This window comes from Delftia sp. WSY_7, assembly GCF_043104845.1.
In the GTDB taxonomy this organism is placed as follows: domain Bacteria; phylum Pseudomonadota; class Gammaproteobacteria; order Burkholderiales; family Burkholderiaceae_C; genus Comamonas; species Comamonas tsuruhatensis.
In genome coordinates this window covers 87,204-111,860 of record NZ_JBICLB010000055.1, presented here as the reverse complement: position 1 = coordinate 111,860, position 24,657 = coordinate 87,204, and the positions used below count along the sequence as shown (strand labels likewise).

The 24,657-nt window shown below is 68.1% G+C and carries 27 protein-coding genes; 17 read left to right on the top strand and 10 right to left on the bottom strand.

Features of this window, described 5'->3' with window-relative positions; all coding sequences use genetic code 11:
- Positions 1 to 6: 6 nt before the first annotated feature.
- Positions 7 to 705 carry a DnaA regulatory inactivator Hda gene (gene hda / locus ACF8ME_RS27250; RefSeq protein ID WP_026062235.1) on the bottom strand — a complete coding sequence of 233 codons (699 nt, stop codon included), beginning with the start codon at positions 703 to 705 and terminating at the stop codon, positions 7 to 9.
- Between the two features lie 323 nt (positions 706 to 1,028).
- On the opposite strand from hda, the gene purM reads away from it, so the two are divergent.
- Together purM and ACF8ME_RS27240 are read left to right on the top strand one after the other, a co-directional pair.
- Positions 1,029 to 2,081, top strand: coding sequence for a phosphoribosylformylglycinamidine cyclo-ligase (gene purM, locus ACF8ME_RS27245; protein WP_074921603.1), 1,053 nt, complete (start codon positions 1,029 to 1,031; stop codon positions 2,079 to 2,081).
- Between the two features lie 17 nt (positions 2,082 to 2,098).
- Complete coding sequence (locus tag ACF8ME_RS27240) at positions 2,099 to 3,157, top strand: AI-2E family transporter (RefSeq protein ID WP_016448979.1); 1,059 nt, start codon at positions 2,099 to 2,101, stop codon at positions 3,155 to 3,157.
- A gap of 19 nt (positions 3,158 to 3,176) precedes the next feature.
- Here ACF8ME_RS27240 and ACF8ME_RS27235 read toward each other — a convergent pair whose 3' ends face one another.
- Complete coding sequence (locus ACF8ME_RS27235) at positions 3,177 to 4,022, bottom strand: SirB1 family protein (protein WP_016448980.1); 846 nt, start codon at positions 4,020 to 4,022, stop codon at positions 3,177 to 3,179.
- A gap of 50 nt (positions 4,023 to 4,072) precedes the next feature.
- Positions 4,073 to 5,638, bottom strand: coding sequence for a murein biosynthesis integral membrane protein MurJ (gene murJ, locus ACF8ME_RS27230; protein ID WP_016452589.1), 1,566 nt, complete (start codon positions 5,636 to 5,638; stop codon positions 4,073 to 4,075).
- Positions 5,639 to 5,819: 181 nt separating this feature from the next.
- Here murJ and rpsT point away from each other — a divergent pair, with 181 nt between their 5' ends.
- Complete coding sequence (rpsT, locus tag ACF8ME_RS27225; RefSeq protein WP_016448982.1) at positions 5,820 to 6,119, top strand: 30S ribosomal protein S20; 300 nt, start codon at positions 5,820 to 5,822, stop codon at positions 6,117 to 6,119.
- A 235-nt stretch (positions 6,120 to 6,354) separates the two neighbouring features.
- Here the strand turns inward: rpsT and ACF8ME_RS27220 are convergent, their stop codons facing one another.
- Positions 6,355 to 6,672, bottom strand: a complete 318-nt coding sequence (locus tag ACF8ME_RS27220) for a DUF3579 domain-containing protein (RefSeq protein WP_012204103.1) — start codon at positions 6,670 to 6,672, stop codon at positions 6,355 to 6,357.
- Between the two features lie 349 nt (positions 6,673 to 7,021).
- Here ACF8ME_RS27220 and ACF8ME_RS27215 point away from each other — a divergent pair, with 349 nt between their 5' ends.
- From ACF8ME_RS27215 to ACF8ME_RS27200, 4 genes are all read left to right on the top strand, one after another.
- The gene (locus tag ACF8ME_RS27215) at positions 7,022 to 8,218 is read left to right on the top strand and encodes an aspartate aminotransferase family protein (protein WP_016448983.1); all 1,197 of its coding nucleotides are present in this window, start codon (positions 7,022 to 7,024) and stop codon (positions 8,216 to 8,218) included.
- 10 nt (positions 8,219 to 8,228) lie between these two features.
- Positions 8,229 to 9,161 (top strand): ornithine carbamoyltransferase, encoded by a 933-nt coding sequence (argF, locus tag ACF8ME_RS27210; protein WP_016448984.1) that lies wholly within the window; start codon positions 8,229 to 8,231, stop codon positions 9,159 to 9,161.
- 41 nt (positions 9,162 to 9,202) lie between these two features.
- The gene (locus tag ACF8ME_RS27205; RefSeq protein ID WP_016448985.1) at positions 9,203 to 9,421 is read left to right on the top strand and encodes a hypothetical protein; all 219 of its coding nucleotides are present in this window, start codon (positions 9,203 to 9,205) and stop codon (positions 9,419 to 9,421) included.
- Between the two features lie 94 nt (positions 9,422 to 9,515).
- A complete protein-coding gene (locus ACF8ME_RS27200; RefSeq protein ID WP_016448986.1) occupies positions 9,516 to 9,863 on the top strand; it encodes a YkgJ family cysteine cluster protein in 348 nt (115 codons plus the stop codon).
- 50 nt (positions 9,864 to 9,913) lie between these two features.
- On the opposite strand, the gene ACF8ME_RS27195 is transcribed toward ACF8ME_RS27200, so the two are convergent.
- Genes ACF8ME_RS27195 through ACF8ME_RS27185 form a run of 3 tightly spaced genes read right to left on the bottom strand, consistent with a single transcriptional unit; the run spans position 9,914 to position 12,419 of the window.
- Entirely contained in the window at positions 9,914 to 10,108 is a 195-nt protein-coding gene (locus ACF8ME_RS27195) for a hypothetical protein (protein WP_016448987.1), read from the bottom strand.
- A gap of 14 nt (positions 10,109 to 10,122) precedes the next feature.
- The gene (locus tag ACF8ME_RS27190; RefSeq protein WP_016448988.1) at positions 10,123 to 12,066 is read right to left on the bottom strand and encodes a ferrous iron transporter B; all 1,944 of its coding nucleotides are present in this window, start codon (positions 12,064 to 12,066) and stop codon (positions 10,123 to 10,125) included.
- The gene (locus tag ACF8ME_RS27185) at positions 12,063 to 12,419 is read right to left on the bottom strand and encodes a FeoA family protein (protein ID WP_016448989.1); all 357 of its coding nucleotides are present in this window, start codon (positions 12,417 to 12,419) and stop codon (positions 12,063 to 12,065) included. The genes ACF8ME_RS27190 and ACF8ME_RS27185 overlap by 4 nt, the downstream gene beginning before the upstream one ends.
- 195 nt (positions 12,420 to 12,614) lie before the next feature.
- On the opposite strand from ACF8ME_RS27185, the gene ACF8ME_RS27180 reads away from it, so the two are divergent.
- Positions 12,615 to 12,935: a YkgJ family cysteine cluster protein gene (locus ACF8ME_RS27180; RefSeq protein ID WP_026062772.1), complete on the top strand. Its 321-nt coding sequence runs from the start codon at positions 12,615 to 12,617 to the stop codon at positions 12,933 to 12,935.
- A 24-nt stretch (positions 12,936 to 12,959) separates the two neighbouring features.
- On the opposite strand, the gene ACF8ME_RS27175 is transcribed toward ACF8ME_RS27180, so the two are convergent.
- Complete coding sequence (locus ACF8ME_RS27175) at positions 12,960 to 13,430, bottom strand: Lrp/AsnC family transcriptional regulator (RefSeq protein WP_016448991.1); 471 nt, start codon at positions 13,428 to 13,430, stop codon at positions 12,960 to 12,962.
- A gap of 138 nt (positions 13,431 to 13,568) precedes the next feature.
- Between ACF8ME_RS27175 and ACF8ME_RS27170 the strand changes: the two genes are divergently transcribed.
- The 9 genes from ACF8ME_RS27170 (at position 13,569) to kynU (ending at position 22,712) form a co-directional block, all read left to right on the top strand.
- Positions 13,569 to 15,008: an amino acid permease gene (locus ACF8ME_RS27170; RefSeq protein WP_203399827.1), complete on the top strand. Its 1,440-nt coding sequence runs from the start codon at positions 13,569 to 13,571 to the stop codon at positions 15,006 to 15,008.
- Positions 15,009 to 15,083: 75 nt separating this feature from the next.
- Complete coding sequence (locus ACF8ME_RS27165; protein WP_392419268.1) at positions 15,084 to 16,289, top strand: aromatic amino acid transaminase; 1,206 nt, start codon at positions 15,084 to 15,086, stop codon at positions 16,287 to 16,289.
- Complete coding sequence (gene kynA, locus ACF8ME_RS27160; protein WP_209670817.1) at positions 16,286 to 17,146, top strand: tryptophan 2,3-dioxygenase; 861 nt, start codon at positions 16,286 to 16,288, stop codon at positions 17,144 to 17,146. Before ACF8ME_RS27165 ends, kynA begins: the two co-directional genes overlap by 4 nt.
- A 176-nt stretch (positions 17,147 to 17,322) precedes the next feature.
- On the top strand, positions 17,323 to 17,700 hold the full coding sequence (locus ACF8ME_RS27155) for a RidA family protein (protein WP_013803668.1): 378 nt from the start codon (positions 17,323 to 17,325) through the stop codon (positions 17,698 to 17,700).
- Positions 17,701 to 17,805: 105 nt separating this feature from the next.
- Entirely contained in the window at positions 17,806 to 18,426 is a 621-nt protein-coding gene (locus ACF8ME_RS27150) for a LysE family translocator (protein ID WP_277849565.1), read from the top strand.
- A gap of 12 nt (positions 18,427 to 18,438) precedes the next feature.
- Positions 18,439 to 19,224, top strand: coding sequence for a helix-turn-helix domain-containing protein (locus ACF8ME_RS27145; RefSeq protein ID WP_392419046.1), 786 nt, complete (start codon positions 18,439 to 18,441; stop codon positions 19,222 to 19,224).
- A 99-nt stretch (positions 19,225 to 19,323) separates the two neighbouring features.
- A complete protein-coding gene (locus ACF8ME_RS27140) occupies positions 19,324 to 20,721 on the top strand; it encodes an amino acid permease (RefSeq protein ID WP_016448996.1) in 1,398 nt (465 codons plus the stop codon).
- A 4-nt stretch (positions 20,722 to 20,725) separates the two neighbouring features.
- Positions 20,726 to 21,355 carry an arylformamidase gene (gene kynB / locus ACF8ME_RS27135; protein WP_047325874.1) on the top strand — a complete coding sequence of 210 codons (630 nt, stop codon included), beginning with the start codon at positions 20,726 to 20,728 and terminating at the stop codon, positions 21,353 to 21,355.
- Positions 21,356 to 21,407: 52 nt separating this feature from the next.
- The gene (gene kynU, locus ACF8ME_RS27130) at positions 21,408 to 22,712 is read left to right on the top strand and encodes a kynureninase (RefSeq protein WP_392419044.1); all 1,305 of its coding nucleotides are present in this window, start codon (positions 21,408 to 21,410) and stop codon (positions 22,710 to 22,712) included.
- Between the two features lie 17 nt (positions 22,713 to 22,729).
- Here kynU and ACF8ME_RS27125 read toward each other — a convergent pair whose 3' ends face one another.
- On the bottom strand, positions 22,730 to 23,734 hold the full coding sequence (locus ACF8ME_RS27125) for a DNA-3-methyladenine glycosylase family protein (protein ID WP_392419042.1): 1,005 nt from the start codon (positions 23,732 to 23,734) through the stop codon (positions 22,730 to 22,732).
- Complete coding sequence (ada, locus tag ACF8ME_RS27120) at positions 23,731 to 24,639, bottom strand: bifunctional DNA-binding transcriptional regulator/O6-methylguanine-DNA methyltransferase Ada (protein ID WP_052862653.1); 909 nt, start codon at positions 24,637 to 24,639, stop codon at positions 23,731 to 23,733. The genes ACF8ME_RS27125 and ada overlap by 4 nt, the downstream gene beginning before the upstream one ends.
- Positions 24,640 to 24,657: the final 18 nt, after the last annotated feature.

The window sequence follows — 24,657 nt, the reverse complement described above, 5'->3', positions numbered from 1 at the left end:
GCGGGCTCATTCGGTTTCCAGCATCGTCTTGAGCAACGGAATGGTGATGGCGCGCTTGTTGCGCAGCGCAAAGCCGTCGAGCATGTCGAGCAGCTGCATCAGGCTGCCCAGGTCACGCGAGAAGCGCTTGAGCATGTAGTCCATCACATCGTCGCCCAGAAAAACGCCACGGGCATCGGCCTCCTGGCGCAGCACCGCGCGGCGCGCGGTTTCGTCGAGCAGCTGCAGCTGGAACACATGGCCCCAGCCCAGCCGCGTGCGCAGATCCTCGCGCAGCTTGAGGTCTGCCGGCGGCAGCGGGCCGGCCCCCAGCACCCAGCGCGGCGAGCCCGTGGCCGGGCTCGTCGCATTCACAAACCAGTTGAAGGCCCGCGCCTGCTGCAGCGGAGTGTAGATGTCCACATCGTCCATCAGCACTGCCGCCCAGCGCTCGTCGAAGGGCGGCGGGAACAGGGTGGAGGCATCCATCCAGCCCACCATGGCACCCTGCTCGCGCAGGGCCTCGCGCACGGCCTTGAGCAGATGGGTCTTGCCCGAGCCCGATTCGCCCCAAAGATAAGTGGGCACTGGCGTGCGGGCCGTCTGCATGCGGCCATCGCCCACCCAATGGCGCAAATGATCGATCACCGCGGCATTGGGGCCGACGAAAAAGCGCGACAGCGTCGGGCTCGACGCCATGCTGATATCCAGAGCCAGCTGCTTCATCTGCGACATACGCGCAGCGCCCCCTTTCCTGTGTCCAGGCGGGTCCATGCGGCAAAAGCAGGCAAAGGAATCGGCAACGGCATTGGGTTGATAGCAAAGACAGGCCCGCCCTGCCGCAGCGCTGCGGCAAGGCGGGCGACGCCGGGGCGTTCCCGGGCGCAACAGGGATTTTAGTCTGCGCGGCGCACGGCACGGCGGCAGCCGGCCCGCTTGTGCAACGAAAGCCCCCTCGAAGCCCACTGGCGCGCGCGCCTGCCGGCGGCCGGCGCCGTAGAATCCCGGGGTTCCAGCCCGGCCTCGGGCCTACCGCACCGTACCCATCCATGAGCTCTTCTGCCCCCTCCTCTACCCCGATCTCCTACAAAGACGCCGGCGTCGACATCGTCGCTGGCGACGCGCTGGTCGAGCGCATCAAGCCGCTGGCCAAGAAGACCATGCGCGAAGGCGTGATGGCCGGCATCGGAGGCTTCGGCGCACTGTTCGAGGTGCCCAAGCGCTACAAGGAGCCCGTGCTGGTCTCGGGCACCGACGGCGTGGGCACCAAGCTCAAGCTGGCCTTCGAGTGGAACATGCACGACACCGTCGGCATCGACCTGGTGGCCATGAGCGTCAACGACGTGCTGGTCCAGGGCGCCGAGCCCCTGTTCTTCCTCGACTACTTCGCCTGCGGCAAGCTGGACGTGGACACGGCCGCTGCCGTGGTCGGCGGCATTGCGCGCGGCTGCGAGCTGTCGGGCTGCGCACTGATCGGCGGTGAAACCGCCGAAATGCCCGGCATGTACCCGGCCGGCGAATACGATCTGGCCGGCTTTGCCGTCGGCGCCGTCGAAAAGTCCAAGATCCTCACGGGCCAGAGCGTGGCTGCTGGCGACGTGGTGCTGGGACTGGCCTCGGCCGGCGTGCACTCCAACGGTTTCTCCCTGGTACGCAAGTGCATCGAGCGCGCCGAAAGCCAGGGCAGCCTGCCCGACACGCTGGACGGCAAGCCGTTCAAGCAGGCCATCATGGAACCCACGCGCCTGTACGTGAAGAACGTGCTGGCGGCGCTGGAGCAGCACCCCATCAAGGCGCTGGCCCACATCACGGGCGGCGGCCTGCTGGAGAACATCCCCCGCGTGCTGCCCGAAGGCCTGGCCGCCCACCTGGATGCCGGCAGCTGGCCCCAGACCGAGCTGTTCGCCTGGCTGCAGAAGACGGCCGGCATCGACGCCGTGGAAATGAACCGCACCTTCAACAACGGCATCGGCATGGTCGTTGTCGTGCCCGCCGAGGCTGCCGAAGCCACGGCCGCCACGCTCGCGAAGCTGGGCGAGACGGTCCACACCATCGGACGCATCGCCGCACGCGGCGAGGGCGAGCCTGTCGAGGTCCGCTGACCACGGGCCCGCAGCGCATGACCCAGCACCTGCCCTCGCCCATCATCTCCCCGCAGCCCGCGCCCACGCGCGGCGTGACGCTGTCCAGCTATGTGCTGATGGCCGGCGCCCTGCTGCTGATCATGTGGCAGGGGCTGCTGCCGGGCATGCTGTGCGTCTGCGTGGGCTTTCTGGTCACGCGCGCGCTTGCCGGGCTGCTGTCACGCGCCCAGCCCAAGTCCCGGCGCGGCTCGCTGCCGCGCTGGACGCAACTGGTGGCAGCCACCATCGTCATTCTTGCGCCGCTGGCCCTGCTCAGCGGCGCGCTGTCGCACACGCGCACCTACATCACCGACGCGCCGCAGCAGTACCGCGAGCTGCTCGACTATCTGGCGCATACGGTGCTGGAGCTGCGTGACAAGCTTCCGGCCGACATGGCCGACCAGCTGCCGGACGGCGCACAGGAAATCCAGCACCTGCTGGCCAGCTACCTGGCCGCCAAGGCCGGCGCCCTGGCCCATGCGGGCCGCGCCTGGCTCACCGGCCTGCTCTATGCCTACGTGGGCCTGATCATCGGCGCCCTGGCCGCCGTGCGTCCCATGGTCACGCGCCGCCCGCCCCTGGTGGCAGCGCTGCGCGAGCGCATCCGGCTCATGGGACTGGCCTTCCGCCAGATCGTGGCGGCCCAGTTCTGGATTGCGGCCTTCAATACCTTTCTCACGGCCATCTTCCTTCTGGGCGTGCTGCCGCACTGGAACCTGACCCTGCCCTACACGCCAGCCCTGATCACGCTGACCTTCATTGCAGGCCTGGTGCCCATCGTGGGCAACCTGCTGTGCAATGCGGTGATCACCATCGTGGGCCTGTCGGTGTCCCCTGTGGCCGCCGCCGCCTGCCTGGGCTTTCTGATCCTGATCCACAAGGCCGAGTACGTGATCAACGCCAAGGTCGTGGGCCAGCGCACGCACATGGGCGTATGGGAGCTGCTGGCGGTGATGTTCGTGGCCGAATCGGTGTTCGGCCCTGCAGGCCTGGTGGCGGCTCCGCTGTTCTACGCCTATCTCAAGAAAGAGCTGGAAGCCGTCCGGCTGGTCTGATCAGCCCACGCGCGGGCGGCTACAGCCCTCTCAGCCGCCGGATCACCTCGCGCACGGCCACGGCCTGCGCGCCCTGCTGGGACTGCAGGAAGCGCTCCAGGTCTTCAAGCGCACGCTCGGTCACCCCCCATTGCGCATAGGCCAGCCCCCGGTCCCGCAGGATCTCGGGCATGTCGGGCCGCAGCACGGCCAGCCGGTTGAGCACGGCCACCAGCAGCGGCCAGTCGCGCCGGGCATGGTGGATTTCCTGCAGGTTGCGCAGCATGCGCTCCAGAACGTCGCGCGGCGAGGCGCCCTGCAGGTACATGCCCAGCGGAGCGGCCTCTTCGGCCGACAGGCCCGCGCTCTGCCAGAAGGGCTCCAGCCGCTCGGCCAGGCTGTTGGCCGAAAAGGACTCGCCACTCAACGGGTCCATCACCACCTGCCCCTGGGGCAGGCGCATCTTGACCAGGAAATGGCCGGGAAAGCTCACGCCCTGCGCCGGCAGATCGATGGCCGCAGCCAGCTCCAGCCAGATCAGCGCCACACTGATGGGAATGCCGCGCCGCGTCTGCAGCACATGGTGGATGTAGCTGTTGGCGGGGTCGTAGTAGTCGTTGAGATTGCCGCCAAAGCCCAGCTCGCCGTAGAAGAACTGGTTGAGTCCGCGCAGGCACTGCAGCGGATCGGTTTCGCCGGCCAGGCGCTGGACCAGGCGCACCTGCAGCCGGTCCAGCTCGGCGCTGGCCGCCTGCAGGTCGAGATCGGGCACGGCATCCTGGGCGATGCTGATTGCCGCCTCCATCAGCGGCAGGTGTTCATCGCTTTGCACCAGCGCTGCAAAGTATTGCAGGGCCGTTGGCGTGTCGTCGTAGCTCCAGCTCATGATGCCTTGTGAATTTGCAGCGCCCAAGCCTGCAATTATGCGGGTTCGGGCTAGCGCCGCAGCAGTGCCCGCAGCTTGAGCCCGGCTGCCCACAGCGCGCCAAAGTACAGCAGGGCCGAGGCCGCCATCAGGCCGGCAAGCAGGCCCACGCGCTGCCATCCGTTGGCACGCAGCGCAATCCAGTCGAAATGCTGGCTTCCCCAGGTCAGCAGCACGGCCAGCAGACTGCTGGCCGCAATCACCTGCAAGGCCAGCCGCCCCCAGCCGGGCTTGGGACGGTAGACGCCCCGGCGCAGCAGCCCCCACAGCAGCCAGCCCGCATTGACCAGGGCCGCCAGGCCGATGGACAGCGCCAGACCCGTATGCGCCATGAAGGGCACCAGCACCAGGTTGAGCAGCTGGGTGATGATCAGCACCACGATGGCGATCTTGACGGGCGTGCGGATGTCCTGGCTTGCGTAGTAGCCGGGCGCCAGCACCTTGATGGCCACCAGGCCCACCAGGCCGGCGCCGTAGCCCACCAGCGCCAGCGCGATCTGGCCTACATCGCTGTCCTGCAGCGCACCACGGTGGAACAGCGTGGCCACGAGCGGCTCGGCGAAAGTGAGCAGCCCCACCGCGCAGGGCACGGAAAACAGCACCACCAGGCGCAGCCCCCAGTCCAGCATGGCCGAGTAGCGCTCCGAGTCGTCGGCCGCCTTGGCCGCGGCCAGCTGGGGCGTGAGCACCACGCCCAGCGCCACGCCCAGCAGCGCCGTCGGAAATTCCATGAGCCGGTCGGCATAGAACAGCCAGGTCACGCTGCCCGGCTGCAGATAGGAGGCGATCTGGGTGTTGATCATCAGCGAGACCTGGGCCACGCCCACGCCCAGCAGCGCCGGCGCCATCAGCCTGAGGATGCGGCGCACGCCGGCCTCTTGCCAGGCCTGGCGCAAGGCGGCTGGAGAAAACCCGATGCGGGGCAGCAGGCCCAGGCCTGCCAGCGCCGGCAGCTGTACCGCCAGCTGCAGCACGCCGCCCAGCATCACACCGCCGGCCATGGCATAGATGGGCTCTATGCCGCGCGCCTGCAGCCAGGGTGCACCCCAGAAGGCGGCGGCAATCATGGCCAGGTTCAGCAGCACGGGCGTGGCGGCCGAGACGGCAAAGCGCCGCCAGGTATTGAGCACGCCGGACGACAGCGCCACCAGCGACATGAAGCCGATGTAGGGGAACATCCAGCGCGTCATCAGCACGGCTGCGTCATAGCCTTCGGGCGACTGGCGCAGGCCGCTGGCCAGCAGCCAGACCAGCAGCGGCGCGCCGACCACGCCCAGCACGCAGGTCACGAGCAGCACCCAGAACAGCAGCGTGGCCACATGGGAGATCAGCCTGCGCGTGGCCTCCTCCCCCTCCTTGGCCTTGCTGGCGGCCAGCACCGGCACAAAGGCCTGGCTGAAGGCGCCTTCGGCGAACAGCCGCCGGAAGAGATTGGGAATCCTGAACGCGACATTGAACGCATCGGTCAGCGCATTGGCTCCGAACATGGAGGCCATGAGCAGATCGCGCACCAGCCCGGTGATACGGGAGGCCAGCGTCAGCAGGGAAACGGTGGAGGCGGCTTTGAACAGTGACACCGTGGGGAGTGTATGCGCTGGCACGGCCACCGCAGTTGCGTGCCAGGGCGGGCCGGACGGCTCTTGCACTCCGTTGCAACAGGCCCGATTGCGCGGCCTGGGGCCCACAGGCCCTGGAGGGACTGCATGCTATAATCCCGCGCTTCGCCGACAACATCCTCAGACACTAGGAATACATATCATGGCATCCAAGCCCGTAAAGAAGAACCCCCGCCTGGCATCCGGCCGCAAGCGCGCCCGCCAGGACGTCAAGCTCAACGCAGCCAACACTTCGCTGCGTTCCAAGTACCGCACCGCCGTCAAGAAGGTCGAGAAGGCCGTTCTGACTGGCGACAAGGCCAAGGCAACCGAACTGTTTGCCGCAGCCCAATCCGTTCTGGACACGATCGCCGACAAGGGCATCTTCCACAAGAACAAGGCCGCTCGCGACAAGAGCCGCCTGTCCGCCAAGGTCAAGGCCCTGGCAGCCCCCGCCGCCTAATCCACTTAGGCAACCGCACGGATGGCCCCGGCCATCTGCCGTTTGTAACGGGTGCGCTGTCAGCGAACGAGAAAACCGCCTTCGGGCGGTTTTTTTGTGCCTGGACAAAAGCGCCGCCATCGGCAATCGCACCGAAGGAAAAGCCCGGCTCCAGCAAAGCGCAGCCGAAAAAAAACGCACCCCAGGCGCGCTTCACATCGGGCGGGAACCGGCCCCGCAAAAAAAGAAGCCGGCCTCAGCGGGCCGGCTCGTCCGGTATCAGGCAGGCTTCGGCAACCTGCAGGTTGTTGTCCTTGGCGAAATTCAGGCAGAAATCCCAGGCCATGGGCTCGTAGTCGCGCAGGTCGCGATGCACGACCACGCACTTGACGCCGTTGAGCGTTGTGGGAACACACCAGGGCGAGTAGCTCAGGTGGCTGCCGCGCTGGGCACCACCGGGGCGGAACTGGCTCATGACGCCTGCCAGCCGCTCGGCCCAGTCGCTGGGCCGGAAAGTCTTGCCTTCGTGGGTGATGCCCTGGATGAACAGTTCTTTGCTGGAGGGAGAGACCATCAGGATGCGCACCAAAATACGACTTGCGCAACAAGGAGCAAAACAGGCGGCTTGCCAAGGGGCCCAGCACCTTGCCACTTCCTGTTTGCGCAAGTCCTTCAAAAAAGCCAGAGCCCGCAGACAGGATCGCTGCCGGCAGGCCAAGCAGGCATTTTATCTCTTATATAAGAGCTGGACCGTTGTGCAGCGCACTAACCAAGTGTGGCGTAGGTTCATTGCATGGCTGTGATGCGCAAACCGCAACGGTAGGCCATTGCGCGGCCCCTAGAATCGGGCTTCGCTGTTTTTCAGGCATCTGCGGCGGCAACGCCCGGATGCCGTTTACTTTCCAGCTCAGGAGATTTTTGCAATGACCGCTTTCATCGAGGCTGCCTCGCCCCACGTGATGAACACCTATGGCCGCGTACCGATCGCTCTGGAGCGAGGCCAGGGCTGCCGCGTGTGGGACGTCAACGGCAAGCAGTACCTCGATGCGCTGGGCGGCATTGCCGTGAATACGCTGGGCCACAACCACCCCAAGCTGGTGCCTGCGCTGCAGGACCAGGTGGCCAAGCTCATCCACACCTCCAACTACTACCATGTGCCCGGCCAGGAAACGCTGGCCAAGCTGCTGACCGAGCGCGCGAAGATGACCAATGTCTTCTTCTGCAGCACGGGCCTGGAGGCCAACGAGGCCGCCATCAAGATCGCGCGCAAGTACGGCGTGGACAAGGGCATCGCCAAGCCGGTGATCGTGGTCTACGAGCATGCCTTCCACGGCCGCTCCATCGCCACCATGACGGCCACGGGCAACCCCAAGGTGCGCGACGGCTTCGGCCCGCTGCTCGACGGCTTCCTGCGCGTGCCGGTCAATGACTTCGAGGCGCTGCAGCAGGCCACGGCCGGCAACCCCGACGTGGTTGCCGTGATGATGGAGCCCATCCAGGGCGAAGGCGGCCTGCACCCCATGCGCATCGAGTACATGCAGCAGGTGCGCGCCCTGTGCGATGCCAACGGCTGGCTGATGATGTTCGACGAAGTCCAGGCAGGCATGGGCCGCACGGGCAAGTGGTTCGCCCACCAGTGGGCCGGCATCGTCCCCGACGTGATGACCCTGGCCAAGGGCCTGGGCTCGGGCGTGCCCATCGGCGCCGTCGTCGCCCATGGCAAGGCGGCCACCGTGCTGCAGCCGGGCAACCACGGCTCCACCTTCGGCGGCAATCCGCTGGCCATGCGTGCGGGCATCGAAACCATCCGCATCATGGAAGAAGACGGCCTGCTGGCCCATGCCACCAAGGTGGGAGACCGCCTGAAGTCCACGCTGCAAAAGGAGCTGGCCGACGTCAAGGGCGTGGTCGATGTGCGCGGCCAGGGCCTGATCATCGGCATCGAGCTGAACAAGCCCTGCGGCGCCCTGCTGGGCCGTGGCGCCGAAGCCGGCCTGCTGTTCAGCGTGACCGCCGACACCGTGGTGCGCCTGGTGCCGCCGCTGATCATGACCGAGGCCGAGGCCGACGAAGTGGTCGCCAAGCTCAAGCCCCTGATCGTGCAATTCCTGTCCGAATGAGGACCTGCCTATGACTGCCATCAAGCACTATCTGCAGTTTTCCGACTTCACGGCCGACGAGTACGCCTATGTGCTCGAGCGCGCGGCCCTGATCAAGAAGAAGTTCAAGAACTACGAAAAGCACCACACGCTCAGCGACCGCACGCTGGCCATGATCTTCGAGAAGGCCAGCACGCGCACCCGCGTGAGCTTCGAGGCCGGCATGTACCAGCTCGGCGGCTCGGTGGTCCACCTGACCACGGGCGACAGCCAGCTGGGCCGCGCCGAGCCCATCGAGGACAGCGCGCGCGTCATCAGCCGCATGACCGACCTGGTGATGATCCGCACCTACGGCCAGGACAAGATCGTGCGCTTTGCCGAGTACTCGCGCGTGCCCGTCATCAACGGCCTGACCAACGAGTTCCACCCCTGCCAGATCCTGGCCGACATCTTCACCTTCATCGAGCACCGCGGCTCGATCCAGGGCAAGACCGTCGCCTGGGTCGGCGACGGCAACAACATGGCCAACACCTGGCTGCAGGCGGCCGACCTGCTGGGCTTCACCGTCCACGTCAGCACGCCGGGCGGCTACGAAGTGGACGAGAAGCTGGCCTTTGGCGGCAAGGCGCCGCGCGAGGGCTGCTACAAGGTCTTCAAGGACCCGCTGGATGCCTGCAAGGGCGCCGACCTGGTGACCACCGACGTGTGGACCAGCATGGGCTACGAGGCCGAGAACGAGGCCCGCAAGAAGGCCTTCGCCGACTGGTGCGTGGATGCCGAGATGATGGCCGCCGCGCGTGCCGACGCCCTGTTCATGCACTGCCTGCCCGCCCACCGTGGCGAGGAAGTGCAGGCCGAGGTCATCGACGGGCCGCAGTCCGTGGTCTGGGATGAGGCAGAGAACCGGATGCACGTGCAAAAGGCACTGATGGAGTACCTGCTGCTGGGCCGCCAGCCGGGCTGATCACGCCCACTCCTTTGGCCCAGGCGCATTCCCCCACACCCATGCACCTGAGCCACGAACACTCCAGACACCGCCTGCAGGCCAAGCGCCCCCAGGCGGTGTTTCCGTTGGGCGGCTGCGCATTGCGCCATCCGCACATTGCACGCCATACGCGCGTGCCCTCGTTCTTCGGGCCGCGCCGGCATTTCGCGGCCCGGGTGCGTGCGCTGTTCGTGCGCATCCACACCTTCTATCTGAAGTTCCTCCAGGGCCATACCTAGGGCCGCACCCCCTCTTCCCAGCCTTATGCGCCGCCCCGGGCACCGGGCGCGGCAAGCCTGTGCGTGCCCTGCTGTCTCCCGAAGAAGAACTTCCATGTCCGAAGCCCTGCATCCCTGCCTGAACTGCGGCGTCTGCTGCGAACACTTCCGTGTCGAATTTTCCGTCTACGAACTGCGCTCCATGGGCGGCACCGTTCCCGATGAACTGGCCCATGAGGTCCACGGCAACCGCTGGCGCATGAACGGCACCGAGCGCCGCCCCGTGCGCTGCACGGCCCTCACGGGCCGCTGCGGCGAACAGGTGGCATGCAGCATCTACGAGCAGCGCTCATCGACCTGCCGGGAATTCGAGATGGGCACGGACCGCTGCAACGCTGCGCGCCTGGCGCATGGCCTGCCTGCGCTGGATGACGGCGCCCGCATCTGGCTGGCCGCTGCCTGAGCGTGCAACCGGCCGGCGGCCCGGCGACCGGCCTGGCGACCGATCTGGCGCTATGGCTGGCGCCTGTCCGGTGCGCAGCTGTCTCCGCCGCAGGCGCTGCAGCCGCCACAGCCTCCCCCGTCCTTGGGCGCCAGCGACGGATGCAGCTGACCGGCCTTCAGCCGCCAACGCGCCGGCAGGTAGCGCCAGACCAGGGACACGGCCGCCACCACCACGATCACGCCCACGATGATGTTTTGCCACATGCTCAATGCCCTCCTCAGCCCGCGCCCAGCGCGAGGGCCACGCGGTAGGTGATGAAGCTGGCCAGGTAGGCCAGCGCGAACAGGTAGCCCGTCATCAGCAGCGGATAGCGCCAGCCATTGGTCTCGCGCCGCACGGCCGCCAGCGTGGAAATGCACTGGGGCGCGAACACGAACCAGGCCAGCAGCGACAGCGCCGTGGCCAGGGACCAGGTATGGGCGATCAGCGGCCCCAGCTGCTCGGCCATGGCCTCGTCGCTGGCAGCGGACAGTGCATAGACCGTGCCCATGGCACTGACGGCCACTTCGCGCGCGGCCATGCCGGGCACCAGGGCGATGGCGATCTGCCAGTTGAAGCCGATCGGCGCCAGCACCACCTCCAGCCAGCCGCCGATGCGGCCTGCAAAGCTGTAGCGGATGGCCGCTTCGGTGACGCCATCGGGCGGCGCCGGGTAGCTGGCCAGGAACCACAGCACGATGCTCACGGTCAGGATGATGCCGCCGACGCGGCGCAGGAAGATCATGGCGCGCTCGTACAGGCCCAGGGCCAGGCTGCGCGGGCTGGGCCAGCGGTAGGAGGGCAGCTCCATCAGCAGCGGCGTGGGGCCGGCGCTGCGGCCCACCAGCTTGGCCACGCCGGCCACGGCCATGGCACTGGCGATGCCGGCCACGTACAGCGCAAACAGCACCAGGCCCTGCAGGTTGAAGATGCCGCCCACCGTGCGCTCGGGAATGAAGGCGCTGATCAGCAGCGCATAGACCGGCAGGCGCGCCGAGCAGGTCATCAGCGGCGCGATCATGATGGTCACCAGGCGGTCGCGCCAGCTGGTGATGGAGCGCGTGGCCATGATGCCGGGCACGGCGCAGGCGAAGCTGGACAGCAGCGGAATGAAGGAGCGGCCCGACAGGCCGACCTTGCCCATGATGCGGTCCAGCAAAAAGGCGGCACGCGGCAGGTAGCCCGAATCCTCGAGTGCAAGGATGAACAGGAACAGGATCAGGATCTGCGGCAGGAAGACCAGCACGGCGCCCGTGCCGGCGATCACGCCATCGGCCAGCAGGCTGCGCAGCGCGCCTTCGGGCATGTGCTCGTTGACCAGGGCCGAGACGGCCGAAACGCCGCCCTCGATGCCATCCATCAGCGGCTGCGCCCAGCTGAACACGGCCTGGAACATCAGGAACAGCGTGGCCGCCAGCAGCAGCATGCCCCACAGCGGGTGCAGCACCACGGCGTCGATGCGGTCGTCGCGCCGGGTGTCCACCACGGGCTCCTTGACGCAGTCGGCCATGATGCGGGCCACCTGCTGGTGCAGGGCCAGCACCTGCTCGCGCGCATCGCCCGGGCGGGCCGGGGCCTGCAGCTGCGGCGCCGCCAGGGCGCGGGCTTCGGGGCCGTCCAGCCATTGCAGCAGTTCGCGCGCGCCGTCCTGGCGCACGCCCACCGTGGACAGCACGGGCATGCCCAGGGCGCGTGACAGCGCCTCGCGGTCGATATCGATGCCCTGGCGCCTGGCCATGTCGCTCATGTTGAGCACCAGCAGCATGGGCAGGCCCAGGCGCTGGGCCTCCAGCACCAGGCGCAGGTTCAGGCGCAGATGGGTGGCGTCGGTGACGCAGACCAGCAGTTCGGGCGGCGCCTCGCGCGCATGGCGACCCGAGACGATGTCGCGCGTGATGCGCTCATCCTCGCTGTGCGCATGCAGGCTGTAGGTGCCCGGCAGGTCCAGCACGCGCACGCGCCGGCCGCTGGCCGTGCTCAGCCAGCCTTCCTTGCGCTCCACGGTCACGCCCGCGTAGTTGGCCACCTTCTGGCGTGCGCCGGTCAGCAGGTTGAACAGCGCCGTCTTGCCGCAGTTGGGATTGCCCAGCAGGGCCAGGCGCAGTGCGGAATCACCGCTGCCGCCGCCGCCCTGGGCAGGCTGCAGCGGCTGAATGAGTTTGGGAGAGGACGACGCGCTCATGCCACCGCCTCCGGCGCCACGCGCACCAGGGCCGCCTCATGGCGGCGCAAAGCGAACGTGGTCTGGCCCACGCGCACGGCCAGCGGGTCGTCACCCGGAAAGCCCGCGGCCAGGATGCGCACGGGCTCGCCGGGCAGAAAGCCGATCTCCATGAGCCGCAGCAGCAGTTCCTGCTCGCTGGCATCGCGTGCGGCATGGAGCTCGACCACGCGCGCCGATACCTGACGGGGCAGGGCATCAAGGGTGATGGCCGTGGTGGCAGCAACGGCGGCAACGGCAGCAGAGGAGGACATGGGAGGCGCGGACAGCGTGGACGGAGCCGCAGCGTCCGTCGCGGGGTTCATCGAATGCATGGCGTGTTGTATCAATTGATTTTTATTCTCATTTTGATTTTGATCGAACCCGGGCGGCGGGACCGCGCATGGTATCGGAGTGCGGGACAGGGTTTTGCGTTCCCGGCTTTGCCCCCTGGCGGGCCCAGGCGGGCGGCGCGCGGCACAATGGCGGCCGACGCCGACACGGCCTTTGCGCACTCCCCTCCCCACGCCATGACCCATCCCTGCCTGAGCTGCGGCGCCTGCTGCGCATCGTTTCGCGTGGACTTTTCCGTGCACGAGTCGCAGGCGCAGGGCGGCCGCGTGCCAGCCGGGCTGGCCGAGGAAGTCACCGACCACACCTGCCGCATGCGCGGAACCGACTGGGCGCGTCCCCGCTGCGCGGCCCTGGTCGGCAAGGTGGGCGAGAAGGCCCATTGCGGCATCTATGAATGGCGCCCCTCGCCCTGCCGCGAGTTCGCCGCCGGCAGCGATGCCTGCAACCGCGTGCGCGTGCGCCATGGCATGCAGGCGCTGGACAGCGGCCTGCTCTAGCAGCCTGCCAGGCGCCACCAGCCGTCATTCCACCGGCAGCCCCGCCAGCTGTCCCTTGAATTCCTGCAGCGAGAAATGCGTGTGCACCTGGCGCACGCCGGGCAGCCGGTGCAGGCGGCTGAGCAGCAGATCGGAATAGGCGTCGAGATCGCGCGCCACGACGACCAGCAGGAAGTCCTCCGGCCCCGAGATGCCATGGAACATCACGACCTCGGGAATGGCGCAGACCGCTTCCTGGAAATGGCGCGAGGACTCCTCGTTCTGGTGGTCTATACCCACCATCACGAAGGCCAGCACGCCAAAACCTATGGCGCGCCGGCTCAGCGCGGCGTGGTAGCCGGTGATCACGCCCTCGTCCTCCAGCCGCTTGATGCGCCGCCATGACGGTGACTGCGACAAATGCACACGCTGCGCCAGCTCACCCGAGGTCAGCCGCGCGTTGTCCTGCAGGGCGCGGATCAGCAGCCGGTCCGTTCTGTCGATGTCGATTGGCATAAACCACCTATGAATTCATGTTTCACAGAATAACTTATCCAAGATCAAGTCGATTTAGGGATAACTACTAAACGCCCCGCGAAGGCCGTCCATAGCATCCGCCTCCGAAGCCCCCCACAGCAACGGAGACAACAACCCATGCCAGCCTTCGAAGACATCGTCCAGCGCGAAGCCGGACTCAAACAGCAGCTGTCCGCCGGACAGATGACCATGATCGCCATCGGCGGTGCCGTCGGCACCGGCCTGTTCCTGGGCAGCGGCTTTGCCATCGGCTTTGCCGGGCCCAGCGTGCTGATCAGCTATGCCATCGGCGCAGTGATCTCGCTGCTGCTCATGGGCTGCCTGGCCGAGATGACGGTGGCCCACCCGACCTCGGGCTCGTTCGGCGCCTATGCCGAGCACTACATCAGCCCGATGGCCGGCTTCATGGTCCGCTATGCCTACTGGGCCTGCGTGGTGCTGGCCGTGGGCACCGAGGTGACGGCCGTGGGCCTGTACATGGGCTACTGGTTCCCCGAGGTGCCGCGCTGGGCCTGGGTGGTGATCTTCTCGGGCGCGCTCATCGGCGTGAACATGATGAGCGTCAAGGCCTTCGGCGCCGTGGAGTACAGCTTCTCCATGATCAAGATCATCGCCATCGCGGCCTTCATCGTGGTCGGCGCCTGGGTGGTGTTCGGCGCCCGTCCGGACGGCGTGGGCTTTGCCAACTACGTCAACAACGGCGGCTTCTTCCCCAACGGCCTGTGGGGGACCTGGGTGGGCGTGATCATCGCCATCTTCAGCTACCTGAGCATCGAGATGATCGCGGTGGCCGCCGGCGAGGCCAAGGACCCGCAGCGCGCCGTCACCAGCGCCTTCCGCTCCACCATGGTGCGCCTGGTGGTGTTCTACCTGGCCACGATCGCGCTGATGCTGGCCATCGTGCCGTGGTCGGCCGCCGGCAAGGAGGGCAGCCCCTTCGTCAAGGTGATGGAGATCATTGGCCTGCCCGGCGCGGCCAGCGTGGTCAATTTCGTGGTGCTGGTGGCCGCCCTGTCGGCCATGAACAGCCAGCTGTACATCACCACCCGCATGATGTTCAGCCTCTCGCGCGCCGGCCATGCGCCCGCCGTGCTGGGCCGCGTGAACTCGCGCGGCGTGCCGCTGCCGGCGCTGCTGCTGTCGTGCCTGGGCATTGCCGTGGCCACCCTGTTCAACATCATCAATCCCGAGCAGTCCTTCATGCTGATGATGGCCGTGGCCATGTTCGGCGCCATGTTCACGTGGTTCATGATTTTCGTGACCCACCTGTTCTTCCGCATCCACTGGGTGCGCCAGGGCAACAAGCCGCTGGCCTTTCGCATGTGGGGCTTTCCGGTGCTGACGCTGCTGGGCGCGGCGCTGATGCTGGCCGCCCTGGTGTCCACGCTGTTCACCGACGTATTCCGCCTGACCGTGCTCACGGGCCTGCCCTTTTTGCTGCTGCTGGCCGCCGTCTACGCCATCTGGTATCGCCGGCCGGCCGGCCAGCCCTCCCCTCAGACCCCAACCCCAACCCAGACCCCAACATCCACCCAAGCCCAGGTTCCCGCCCGGTGACATCCGGCCTCCCGTTTCTCTCTCTGCCTTAGACACATGACGACTCTTGCCCCCCTCGATACCGCCCGCGCCTCGATGTTCAGCCACGTCCCGCCCTACCCCGGAGATCCCATCCTGTCGCTGATGGAGGCCTTCCAGCAGGACCCACGCGCCGACAAGGTCAGCCTGAGCATCGGCCTGTATTTCGACGAGGCCGGCCGCCTGCCCGTGCTGGACTGCGTGCGCCAGGCCGGCGATGCCCTGGCCCGCGAGCAAAGCCCCAGCGGCTACCTGCCCATCGAAGGCATTGCTCCCTACCGCCAGCTGGTGCAGGACCTGGTGTTCGGCGCCGGTCATGAGGCCGTGCGCAGTCAGCGCATCGCCACCGTGCAGACCCTGGGCGGCTCGGGCGCGCTCAAGCTGGGCGCGGACTTCATCCAGCACTATTTCCCCGGCGCCGAGGTCTGGCTCAGCGATCCCACCTGGGACAACCACCTGGCCATCTTCCAGGGCGCGGGACTGCGCACCCACAGCTATCCCTACTACGACGCGGCCACGGGCAGCCTGCGCTTCGACGCCATGCTGCAGACACTGCGCGAACTGCCCTCGGGCAGCGTGGTGCTGCTGCATGCCAGCTGCCACAACCCCACGGGCGTGGACCTGTCGCGCGAGCAGTGGCAGCAACTGATCCCGGTGATCGTGGAGCGCGGCTTGATCCCCTTTGTGGACATGGCCTACCAGGGCTTTGGCGATGGGCTCGATGAAGACGCCTGGTCCGTGCGCGCCCTGGCCGACGCGGGCGCCCAGGCCTTCGTGGCCAATTCGTTTTCCAAGAACTTCTCGCTGTATGGCGAACGCGTGGGTGGCCTCAGCGTGGTCTGCAGCGACGCGGCCACGGCCGGCAATGTGCTGGGCCAGCTCAAGGCCACGGTGCGCAGCAACTATTCCTCGCCACCCACCCGTGGCGCACGCCTGGTGCAGCAGGTGCTGGCATCGCCCGAACTGAGCGCCCAATGGGCACAGGAGCTGGCGCAGATGCGCGGGCGCATCAAGGACATGCGCGCCCAGCTGCACGGCGCGCTGCAGGAGCGCTTTGGCGAGCGGCGCGACTTCGGCTTCCTGCTGACCCAGCGCGGCATGTTCAGCTACACCGGCATCAGCGAGCCCCAGGTCCACCGCCTGCGCGACGAGCACGGCGTGTACCTGATCCGCTCGGGCCGCATGTGCATGTCGGGCCTGTCCGGCGCCAACGTGCAGTACGTGGCCGACGCCATTGCCACGGTGCTGGAGTCGCCGCAATGAGCGGCTGCCCCGTCCATGGCGGCCTGACCGAGCGCATCGTCGCCGAGGAAAGGGCGCAGCTGGATTTCAGCCAGTCCATGAGCTATGGCGACTACCTGCAGCTGGACGCCATCCTGGGCGCACAGCAACTACTGTCGCCCACGCATGACGAGCTGCTGTTCATCATCCAGCACCAGACCAGCGAGCTGTGGATGAAGCTGATGCTGCACGAGCTGGGCGCGGCCACGGCCGCCGTGGCGGCCGACCGCCATGCCGACGCCTTCAAGATGCTGGCCCGCGTGAGCCGCATCATGGAGCAGTTGGTCGGCGCCTGGTCCGTGCTGGCCACCATGACGCCTACCGAGTACACAGCCATGCGCCCGTATCTCGCCAGCTCCAGCGGCTTCCAGAGCTACCAGTACCGCTGCATCGAGTTCGCGCTGGGCAACAAGAACGCCGCCATGCTCCAGCCCCATGCCCACCGCCCGGACCTGCTGGCGCGGGTGGAGGCCGCATGGCGCGCACCTTCCCTGTACGACGAGGCCCTGCGCCTGCTGGCACGCCAGGGGCTGGCCATTCCTGCCGGGCACCTGGAGCGCGACTGGACCCTGCCCTACACGGCCAGCCCCGAGGTCGAGGCCGCCTGGGCCCAGGTCTACCGCGACCCGCAGTCGCACTGGGACCTGTACCAGCTCGGCGAAAAGCTGGCCGACATCGAGGACGCCTTCCGCCTGTGGCGCTTTCGCCATGTGACCACGGTGGAGCGCGTCATCGGCTTCAAGCGCGGCACGGGCGGCACCGGCGGCGTCAGCTATCTGCGCAAGATGCTGGACGTGGTGCTGTTCCCCGAAATCTGGTCCGTGAGAACGAAACTGTGACCCCTGAGCGGCTTTGCCGCTTCCCCCGCTCTCGCCGCGCGGGCGCGGGACGACACCATCGCTGCGGGGCGGCGCGGCCGGCCTAGGCCCTTGCTCGGCGTCCGCCGATGGGCCGCGCCAAGTTTCCGGCGCAAGAACACCATGCCTTCGCATGTAGTCAAAACACAAGGAAATCCATGAAGCAAATCATCGACGTGGGACTGCCGCCGCTCAAGCAGCCCTTCTCCTGGGCCGTCAAGGCCAGCGGCCAGATGCTGTTCACGGCCCACGGCCCCGTGCGGCCCGACGGCAGCATCGACACCGGCCCCATCGAACAGCAGGCGCGCCTGACCTTCACCAACCTGCGCAACGCGCTGCAGGCCGCAGGCGGCACGCTGGCGCATGTGACCCAGGTGCTGATCTACATGACCGACGTGGCCGACATGCCGGCCATCGACGCCGTGTACCGCGAGTTCTTCGAGGCGCCTTATCCCAACCGCTCCAGCATGGGGATTTCGGCGCTGGTGGTGCCGGGAATGAAGCTGGAGATCGTGGCCTACGCCATGCTCCCCTAGAGGCTGTGACGGACATGCCGGCGCCCCGCAATTGCGTTCAATACAGGGCCGGCGTGCGGGACGAGACTGCGGGCCTTGTGCAGTCCTGCGTCCGCGCGAAATCTCATGTCCTCCTCGCTGCTCGCCATGGGCGTCTTCACCCTCGTGGGCGCCATCACGCCCGGCCCCGTCAATGTGCTGGCCCTGCGCCACGGCGCAGCGCGCTCGCGCCTGGTCTCTGCCGCCTATGTGCTGGGCGCCAGCGCCAGCTATGCGGCCGTGGTCTGGGTCATGGGCCAGGGCGCACAGTGGCTGCTGCAGACGCTGCCGCAACTGTCTGCGGCCGCACAGTGGCTGTGCGCCGCCTATCTGCTGTGGCTGGCCTGGCGGCTGGCCAACGCACCTGTGGGCCAGGCCGGTGCGCAGCAGCAGGCCGGATCGCAGCGCCCGCTGCAGGCCCTGCTGCAAGCGCTGTTGCAGGGCACGGCCGTGCAGACGCTCAACCCCAAGGCCTGGCTGGTGGCGCTGGCCGGCGTGGGCCTGTTCGTGCTGCCCCACGCGAATGCGCCGTGGGCGCTGCTGCAGTTTTGCGCCATCTCGCTGCTGGCCTGCCTGGTGGGGGTCGGCAGCTGGGCGCTGCTGGGGCAGCTGCTTTCGGGCTGGCTGCGCACCGAACGCCGCCAGCGCCTGTTCCACCGCCTGCTGGCCCTGCTGCTGGTCGCCAGCGTGGCGGCCATGCTGGCATGATGGCTGGCCGCCATGACTTCAGCCTCTCCCCACCGATTCCACCGCCATCCGGCCGCCCCCTGGGCCGAGCTGCGCGACAGTGCGCGCTCCCCGCATTGCTTTCGGCTGCACATGCATGCCGAGTACTCGATCGGCATCGTGGACGCGGGCCGCACCGTGTTCCACCATGCCCACGGCCCGCAGCCTGTGGAGGCGGGCGGCGTGGTGCTGATCGAGCCCGGCGCCTGGCATGCCTGCAATCCCGACCCCGGCGCGCCGTGGTCCTACCGCATGCTGTTTGTCGATGCCGACTGGCTGCACGCGCGGCTGGGCGTGGCCGCGCTGCGCTTTCCCCGGCGCACGCTCACGGATGCGGACATCGCCAGCCTGGTGGATGGCCTGTGCCGCCCCGTCGATGGCGCGGCCGCCGCCGACCGCCTGGCCCTGGGCCTGGAGCACCTGCTGGACCGCTGTGCCCAGCCCGCAGCCTTGCCCCTGCCCGGCGATGCGGCGGCCCTGGCCCCCGCGCTGCAGCGCCTGCATGCAGGACCCGATGCAGGCCTGACCGTGCAGTCCCTGGCCCAGGAATGCGGCATGAGCGCCACGCGCTTCATCCGCCGCTTCAAGGCGGCCACGGGCATGACGCCCGGCAGCTACCGCCTGAACCTGCGCATCAACGGCGCGCGCCGCCTGCTGGCCACGGGGGCGGCGCTGTCCGATGCGGCCTATGCCATGGGCTTTGCCGACCAGGCCCACCTGCAGCGCGCCTTCAAGGCCCACCATGCGCTGACGCCGGGCTGCTACGCACGCGGAGCCTGAGCCGGACCCTCCCATGGTTTTGCAGCGGCCAGCCCGGGGCCGGCGGTGAAAGCGCAGATACTTACGCCTTCCGCTTTCAGCCCCCAACCGCCGCGCACCATGGCCGCCTTCCAAGACATTCAGCAACGAGAAACCGGCCTGCGCCAGCAGCTGTCCGCCGCCCAGATGGTGATGATCGCCATCGGAGGCGCCATCGGCACCGGCCTTTTCATGGGCAGCGCCTTCGCCATCGGATTCGCCGGCCCCAGCGTGCTGGTCAGCTACGCCATCGGCGCGCTGATCTCGCTGCTGCTCATGGGCTGCCTGGCCGAGATGACGGTGGCCCATCCGACCTCGGGCTCGTTCGGCGCCTATGCCGAGCACTACATCAGCCCGATGGCCGGCTTCATGGTCCGCTATGCCTACTGGGCCGCCGTGGTGCTGGCCGTGGGCATGGAGGTGACGGCCATAGGCATCTACATGGGCTACTGGTTCCCCGACGTGCCGCGCTGGATCTGGGTGGTGGTGTTCTCGGGCGCGCTGGTGGCCGTCAACGCCAGCAGCGTCAAGGCCTTCGGCCAGGTGGAGTACGGCTTTTCCATGGTCAAGATCATCGCCATCGTGGCCTTCATCCTGATCGGCGCCTGGGTGGTGTTCGGCTCGCAGCCCCAGGGCATCGGCTTTTTCAACTACACGGCCGATGGCGGCTTCTTCCCCAAGGGCCTGTGGGGCACCTGGGTGGCCGTGATCATCGCCATCTTCAGCTACCTGAGCCTGGAGGCCGTGGCCGTGGCGGCTGGCGAGGCCGAGGACCCCAAGCGCGCCATCACCCGGGCCTTTCGCACCACCATGGCGCGCCTGGTGATCTTCTACCTGCTGACGCTGGCGCTGATGCTGGCCATCGTGCCCTGGCAGCAGGCCGGCACGGACAAGAGCCCCTTCGTGAAGGTGATGGAGATCATCGGCATCCCGGGCGCTGCCAGCATCATCAACTTCGTGGTGCTGGTGGCCGCGCTGTCGGCCATGAACAGCCAGCTGTATGTGACCTCGCGCATGATGTTCAGCCTGTCGCGCGGCGGCTATGCGCCCTCAGTGTTCGGGCGGCTGAACAGCCGCGGCGTGCCCGTGGCGGCGATTGCCATCTCCTGCCTGGGCATTGCCGTGGCCGTGGCCGTGAACCTGTGGAAGCCCGAAGGCTCGCTGCTGTGGATGATGTCCGTGTCCATGTTCGGCGCCATGTTCACCTGGTTCATGATCTTCGTGACCCATCTGTTTTTCCGCGCGCGCTGGTCGCGCGAGCATCCAGGCCAGCGCCTGCAGTTCCGCATGTGGGGCTATCCGCTGTTCACGCTGGCCGGCGCCGCGCTGATGCTGGGCGTGATCGTCACCACCTATTTCACCGAGGTCTTCCACATGACGCTGCTCACGGGCCTGCCCTTCCTGGGCCTGCTGGCCCTGGTGTATGCGCTGTGGTACCGGCCGCGCGCACAGGCCGCCCGAACCGCCCCGAAGGAGTGAAACCATGACCCGCAGACTCTGGGACATCTCCCCGGCCGTGCAGGCCGCCAGCCCCGTCTTTCCCGGCGACACGGCCTACAGCCAGCAATGGTGCGCCACCATCGGGCCGGGCTGCCCGGTCAATGTCAGCGCCATCACGCTGTCGCCCCATGTGGGAGCGCATGCCGATGCACCGCTGCACTATGACGCGGACGGCGCCAGCATCGGCCATGTGGACCTGGACGCCTTCCTCGGCCCCTGCCGCGTGATCCACGCCATCGGCAAGGGACCGCTGGTCGAATGGGAGCACATCGCCCACGCCGTGGAGCATCTTCCGGCACGCGTGCTGGTGCGCACCTACGAGCGCGCCCCCGCCACCTGGGACCAGGAACTGGCCGCCTATGCACCGGCCACGGTGGAGCGGCTGGCCGACCTGGGGGTGAAGCTCATCGGCATTGACACGGCCAGCATCGACCCGGCCAGCAGCAAGAGCCTGGACAGCCACCAGGTGATCCGCCGGCGCGGCCTGCGCGTGCTGGAGAACCTGGTGCTGGACGAGGTGCCCGAGGGCGACTACGAGCTCATCGCCCTGCCGCTCAAGCTGGTCGAGGCCGATGCCTCGCCCGTGCGCGCCGTGCTGCGTGCCCTGGCCTGATTCCCGGGCCGCACCTTTCGCCTTTCGCCTTTTCCATACCCAAGGAGACCCCGTGACGAGCCTGCAAGACTGCCTCACCCTCGATGCGCAAGACCCGCTGCGCGCCCTGCGCGACCAATTCACGCTGCCCGAAGGCGTGATCTACCTTGACGGCAATTCGCTGGGCGCCAGCCCCCGCGCCGCCGCCGCGCGCGTGGCCGAGGTGGTGCAGCAGGAATGGGCCCAGGGCCTGATCCGCTCGTGGAACGACGCCGGCTGGATCAGCCTGCCCCAGCGCCTGGGCGACCAGTTCTCCCCCTGGCTGGGCGTGGGCGCGGGCGAGCTGGTGTTCACCGACACGGCCTCCATCAACCTCTACAAGGTGCTGACGGCTGCGGCCCGTATCGCGCGCGAGGACGCTCCGCAGCGCAAGCGCCTGATCAGCGAGCGCAGCAACTTCCCCACCGACCTCTATATCGCCCAGTCGGTCTGCCAGGAATACGGCCTGGAGCTGGTGCTGCTCGAACCCGAGGAGATTGCCGCTGCGCTGACCGACGAGGTCGCCATCTGCATGCTCACCCATGTGAACTACCGCACGGGCGCCATGCACGACATGGCTGCCGTGACGGCTGCCGCGCAGGGCAAGGGCATTCTCTGCGTCTGGGACCTGTGCCACAGCGCGGGCGCCGTGCCTGTCGATCTCAAGGGCGCGAATGCCGACTTCGCCATCGGCTGCAGCTACAAGTACCTCAACGGCGGCCCCGGTGCGCCGGCCTTTGTCTGGGCCCATCCACGCCTGATCAACCGCTTCTGGCAGCCGCTGTCGGGCTGGTTCGGCCATGCCGAGCCTTTCAAGTTCGTGCCGGACTACCACCCGGCCCAGGGCATACAGCGCTACCTGTGCGGCACCCAGCCCATGGTCAGCCTGAGCGTGCTGCAGTGCGGCCTGGACGTGTTCACTGCCGTGGAGCCGCTGGGCGGCATGGACGCGCTGCGCAACAAGTCGCTGGCGCTGACCGACCTGTTCATCGCCCTGGTCGAGGAACGCTGCCAGGGCCACGGCCTGGGCCTGGCCACGCCGCGCGAGCACGGCCGGCGCGGCTCCCAGGTCTGCCTCACGCGCGAGGAGGGGCTGGGCGTGGACGGCAAGGACAGCGGCGCCTATGCCATCGTGCAGGCGCTGATCGCGCGCGGCGTGATCGGCGACTTCCGCAAGGGCGACGGCACGGGCCTGCACAAGGACATCCTGCGCTTCGGCTTCACGCCGCTGTACGTGGGATTCGAAGATGTCTGGCATGCCGTGGAGCACCTGCGCCAGGTGCTGGAATCGGGCGAATGGCGCAAGCCGGAGTTCAACCGCGTCAATGCGGTGACCTGAAGCCTGGAGCCAGCCCTTCAGAACGCCGTGGACGACAGCGAGGCCCAGAGATGGGCCGCGACCAGGGCTCGCCAGGGCGCGAAGTCCCGCAGCCACAACTCGGTCTGCGCGGCGTCCACGGATTCCGTCTCCAGCAGCCGCGCCAGGGCGCGGCGCACGGCCACATCGCCGTGCAGCGGGCCGTCCAGGTGGCCATAGCCGCGCAGCAGCATGTAGTTCACGGTCCACGGGCCTATCCCCTTGAGAGCCAGCAGCCGCCCGCGGATCTCGGCCACCGGCAGTTCAGGCAAGGCCGCCCAGTCGTCCAGCGGCAATTCACCCGACTGCACGGCCTGCGCCAGCAGGCGCAGCGTGTGCGTCTTGCTACGCGAAAAGCCGGCCGCGCGCAAGTCGTCCTCGCTCAGCTGCGCCACCTGCGCGGCCTCCGGCATGCACCACAGCTGCTGCGGCGCGTCGGCATGGCCATCGTGCGGCGCCACCGGCTGGCCGGCTGCGGCGATCAGGCGGCGGCGCAGCGACACGGCTGCCGCCACGCTGATCTGCTGCCCGGTGACGGCCCAGCTCAGCGCCTCCCAGGGCGTGCAGGCCGCGGGCACATGCAGGCCCCGCTGGCGCGCCAGCAGCGGTCCCAGCCGCTCATGGCGGCCAAAGCGGCGCTCGAACTCCCCCACATCCTGGGACAGTCCGAACATGCGCCGCAGCATGGCGGCCAGCACATCGTCCATGCCGGTGATTGCGCCCGCATCGGCGGGCAGGTGCCATCGGGCCTGGACCACGGCCGCCTCTTCGCACTGCTGCGTCAGCTCCAGGGTGAGCAGCGTGGGAAGGCCTTTCCACATCAGGCCCTTGTGCATGCGGATGGTGCCGCCATCCTGCAGATCGCATTCGGACAGGCGCTGGGCATCGCGCCGGTGAAAGCCCCAGAACTCGGTCATGCGGTAGCCGGCCGGCAGCGTCAGTTGCTGCTGCGCCTGATAGGTCTGGCCGGTGCCACGCCCTCGCCCCTGCCCCTGCCCGCTCATGCGCTTCCTGCCTGGCGCAGCGGTGCGTGCCCAGCGTCCTTGCCAGACGCCTCCTGCGCCTGGCGCGCCTCGCGCAGCAGCAAGGCGCGCTTGCGCTCCACGCCCCAGCGGTAGCCGGAGATGCTGCCGTCGTTGCGCACCACGCGGTGGCAGGGCACGGCCACGGCAATGGGGTTGGCCGCGACGGCGCTGGCCACGGCCCGGGCACCCGTGGGCATGCCCAGGCGCAGGGCCAGTTCCGAATAGCTCAGCGTCTGCCCGGCGGGAATGGCGCACAGCGCCTGCCATACGCGTTGCTGGAAGGCCGTGCCCTGCACATCCAGCGGCAGTGCCAGGCCCCGGCGCGGCTGCTCGACCAGGGCCACGACCTGGGCCACGGTGTGCTCGAATCCGGCATCGCCGCCCACCAGTTCGGCCAGCGGAAAGCGCTGCTGCAGGTCCTGGACCAGGGCCTCGGCATCGTCGCCCAGCAGCACGCAGCACACGCCGCGATCGGTGCTGGCCACCAGGATGCTGCCCAGCGTGCATTCGGCCACGGCAAAGCGGATGGTCTGGCGCATGCCGCCGCGCCGGTAGTCACCGGGCGCCATGCCCAGCATGGCGCCTGCGTCGCGGTAGAAACTGCTGCTGGCCGCATAGCCGCTGAGGTAGGCGGCATCGGTGACCGAGTCGCTCTGGCCTGGCTGCAGCGCCTGGCGCAGCGCACGCGCGCGGTGCGCCTTGGCATAGGCCTTGGGCGTGAGGCCCGTGGCCTGCTTGAACAATCGGTGCAGCTGCCAGGGGCTCAGCCCCGAGCGTTCTGCCAGCGCGCCCAGGGCAGGGGGCGGCTCCTCGGCCTCCAGCCAGCGGCAGCATCGGGCCACCAGGGCAGCGGGGTTGGCAGGGGCATCGCTGGCTTGATTCATGGCTTGGTGGGACACGGC

Coding starts and splice junctions, on each gene's coding strand:
- hda (WP_026062235.1), bottom strand. CDS start 705: ATGAAGCAGCTGGCTCTGGATATCAGCATGGCGTCGAGCCCGACGCTG.
- purM (WP_074921603.1), top strand. CDS start 1,029: ATGAGCTCTTCTGCCCCCTCCTCTACCCCGATCTCCTACAAAGACGCC.
- ACF8ME_RS27240 (WP_016448979.1), top strand. CDS start 2,099: ATGACCCAGCACCTGCCCTCGCCCATCATCTCCCCGCAGCCCGCGCCC.
- ACF8ME_RS27235 (WP_016448980.1), bottom strand. CDS start 4,022: ATGAGCTGGAGCTACGACGACACGCCAACGGCCCTGCAATACTTTGCA.
- rpsT (WP_016448982.1), top strand. CDS start 5,820: ATGGCATCCAAGCCCGTAAAGAAGAACCCCCGCCTGGCATCCGGCCGC.
- ACF8ME_RS27220 (WP_012204103.1), bottom strand. CDS start 6,672: ATGGTCTCTCCCTCCAGCAAAGAACTGTTCATCCAGGGCATCACCCAC.
- ACF8ME_RS27215 (WP_016448983.1), top strand. CDS start 7,022: ATGACCGCTTTCATCGAGGCTGCCTCGCCCCACGTGATGAACACCTAT.
- argF (WP_016448984.1), top strand. CDS start 8,229: ATGACTGCCATCAAGCACTATCTGCAGTTTTCCGACTTCACGGCCGAC.
- ACF8ME_RS27205 (WP_016448985.1), top strand. CDS start 9,203: ATGCACCTGAGCCACGAACACTCCAGACACCGCCTGCAGGCCAAGCGC.
- ACF8ME_RS27200 (WP_016448986.1), top strand. CDS start 9,516: ATGTCCGAAGCCCTGCATCCCTGCCTGAACTGCGGCGTCTGCTGCGAA.
- ACF8ME_RS27195 (WP_016448987.1), bottom strand. CDS start 10,108: ATGTGGCAAAACATCATCGTGGGCGTGATCGTGGTGGTGGCGGCCGTG.
- ACF8ME_RS27190 (WP_016448988.1), bottom strand. CDS start 12,066: ATGAGCGCGTCGTCCTCTCCCAAACTCATTCAGCCGCTGCAGCCTGCC.
- ACF8ME_RS27185 (WP_016448989.1), bottom strand. CDS start 12,419: ATGCATTCGATGAACCCCGCGACGGACGCTGCGGCTCCGTCCACGCTG.
- ACF8ME_RS27180 (WP_026062772.1), top strand. CDS start 12,615: ATGACCCATCCCTGCCTGAGCTGCGGCGCCTGCTGCGCATCGTTTCGC.
- ACF8ME_RS27175 (WP_016448991.1), bottom strand. CDS start 13,430: ATGCCAATCGACATCGACAGAACGGACCGGCTGCTGATCCGCGCCCTG.
- ACF8ME_RS27170 (WP_203399827.1), top strand. CDS start 13,569: ATGCCAGCCTTCGAAGACATCGTCCAGCGCGAAGCCGGACTCAAACAG.
- ACF8ME_RS27165 (WP_392419268.1), top strand. CDS start 15,084: ATGTTCAGCCACGTCCCGCCCTACCCCGGAGATCCCATCCTGTCGCTG.
- kynA (WP_209670817.1), top strand. CDS start 16,286: ATGAGCGGCTGCCCCGTCCATGGCGGCCTGACCGAGCGCATCGTCGCC.
- ACF8ME_RS27155 (WP_013803668.1), top strand. CDS start 17,323: ATGAAGCAAATCATCGACGTGGGACTGCCGCCGCTCAAGCAGCCCTTC.
- ACF8ME_RS27150 (WP_277849565.1), top strand. CDS start 17,806: ATGTCCTCCTCGCTGCTCGCCATGGGCGTCTTCACCCTCGTGGGCGCC.
- ACF8ME_RS27145 (WP_392419046.1), top strand. CDS start 18,439: ATGACTTCAGCCTCTCCCCACCGATTCCACCGCCATCCGGCCGCCCCC.
- ACF8ME_RS27140 (WP_016448996.1), top strand. CDS start 19,324: ATGGCCGCCTTCCAAGACATTCAGCAACGAGAAACCGGCCTGCGCCAG.
- kynB (WP_047325874.1), top strand. CDS start 20,726: ATGACCCGCAGACTCTGGGACATCTCCCCGGCCGTGCAGGCCGCCAGC.
- ACF8ME_RS27125 (WP_392419042.1), bottom strand. CDS start 23,734: ATGAGCGGGCAGGGGCAGGGGCGAGGGCGTGGCACCGGCCAGACCTAT.
- ada (WP_052862653.1), bottom strand. CDS start 24,639: ATGAATCAAGCCAGCGATGCCCCTGCCAACCCCGCTGCCCTGGTGGCC.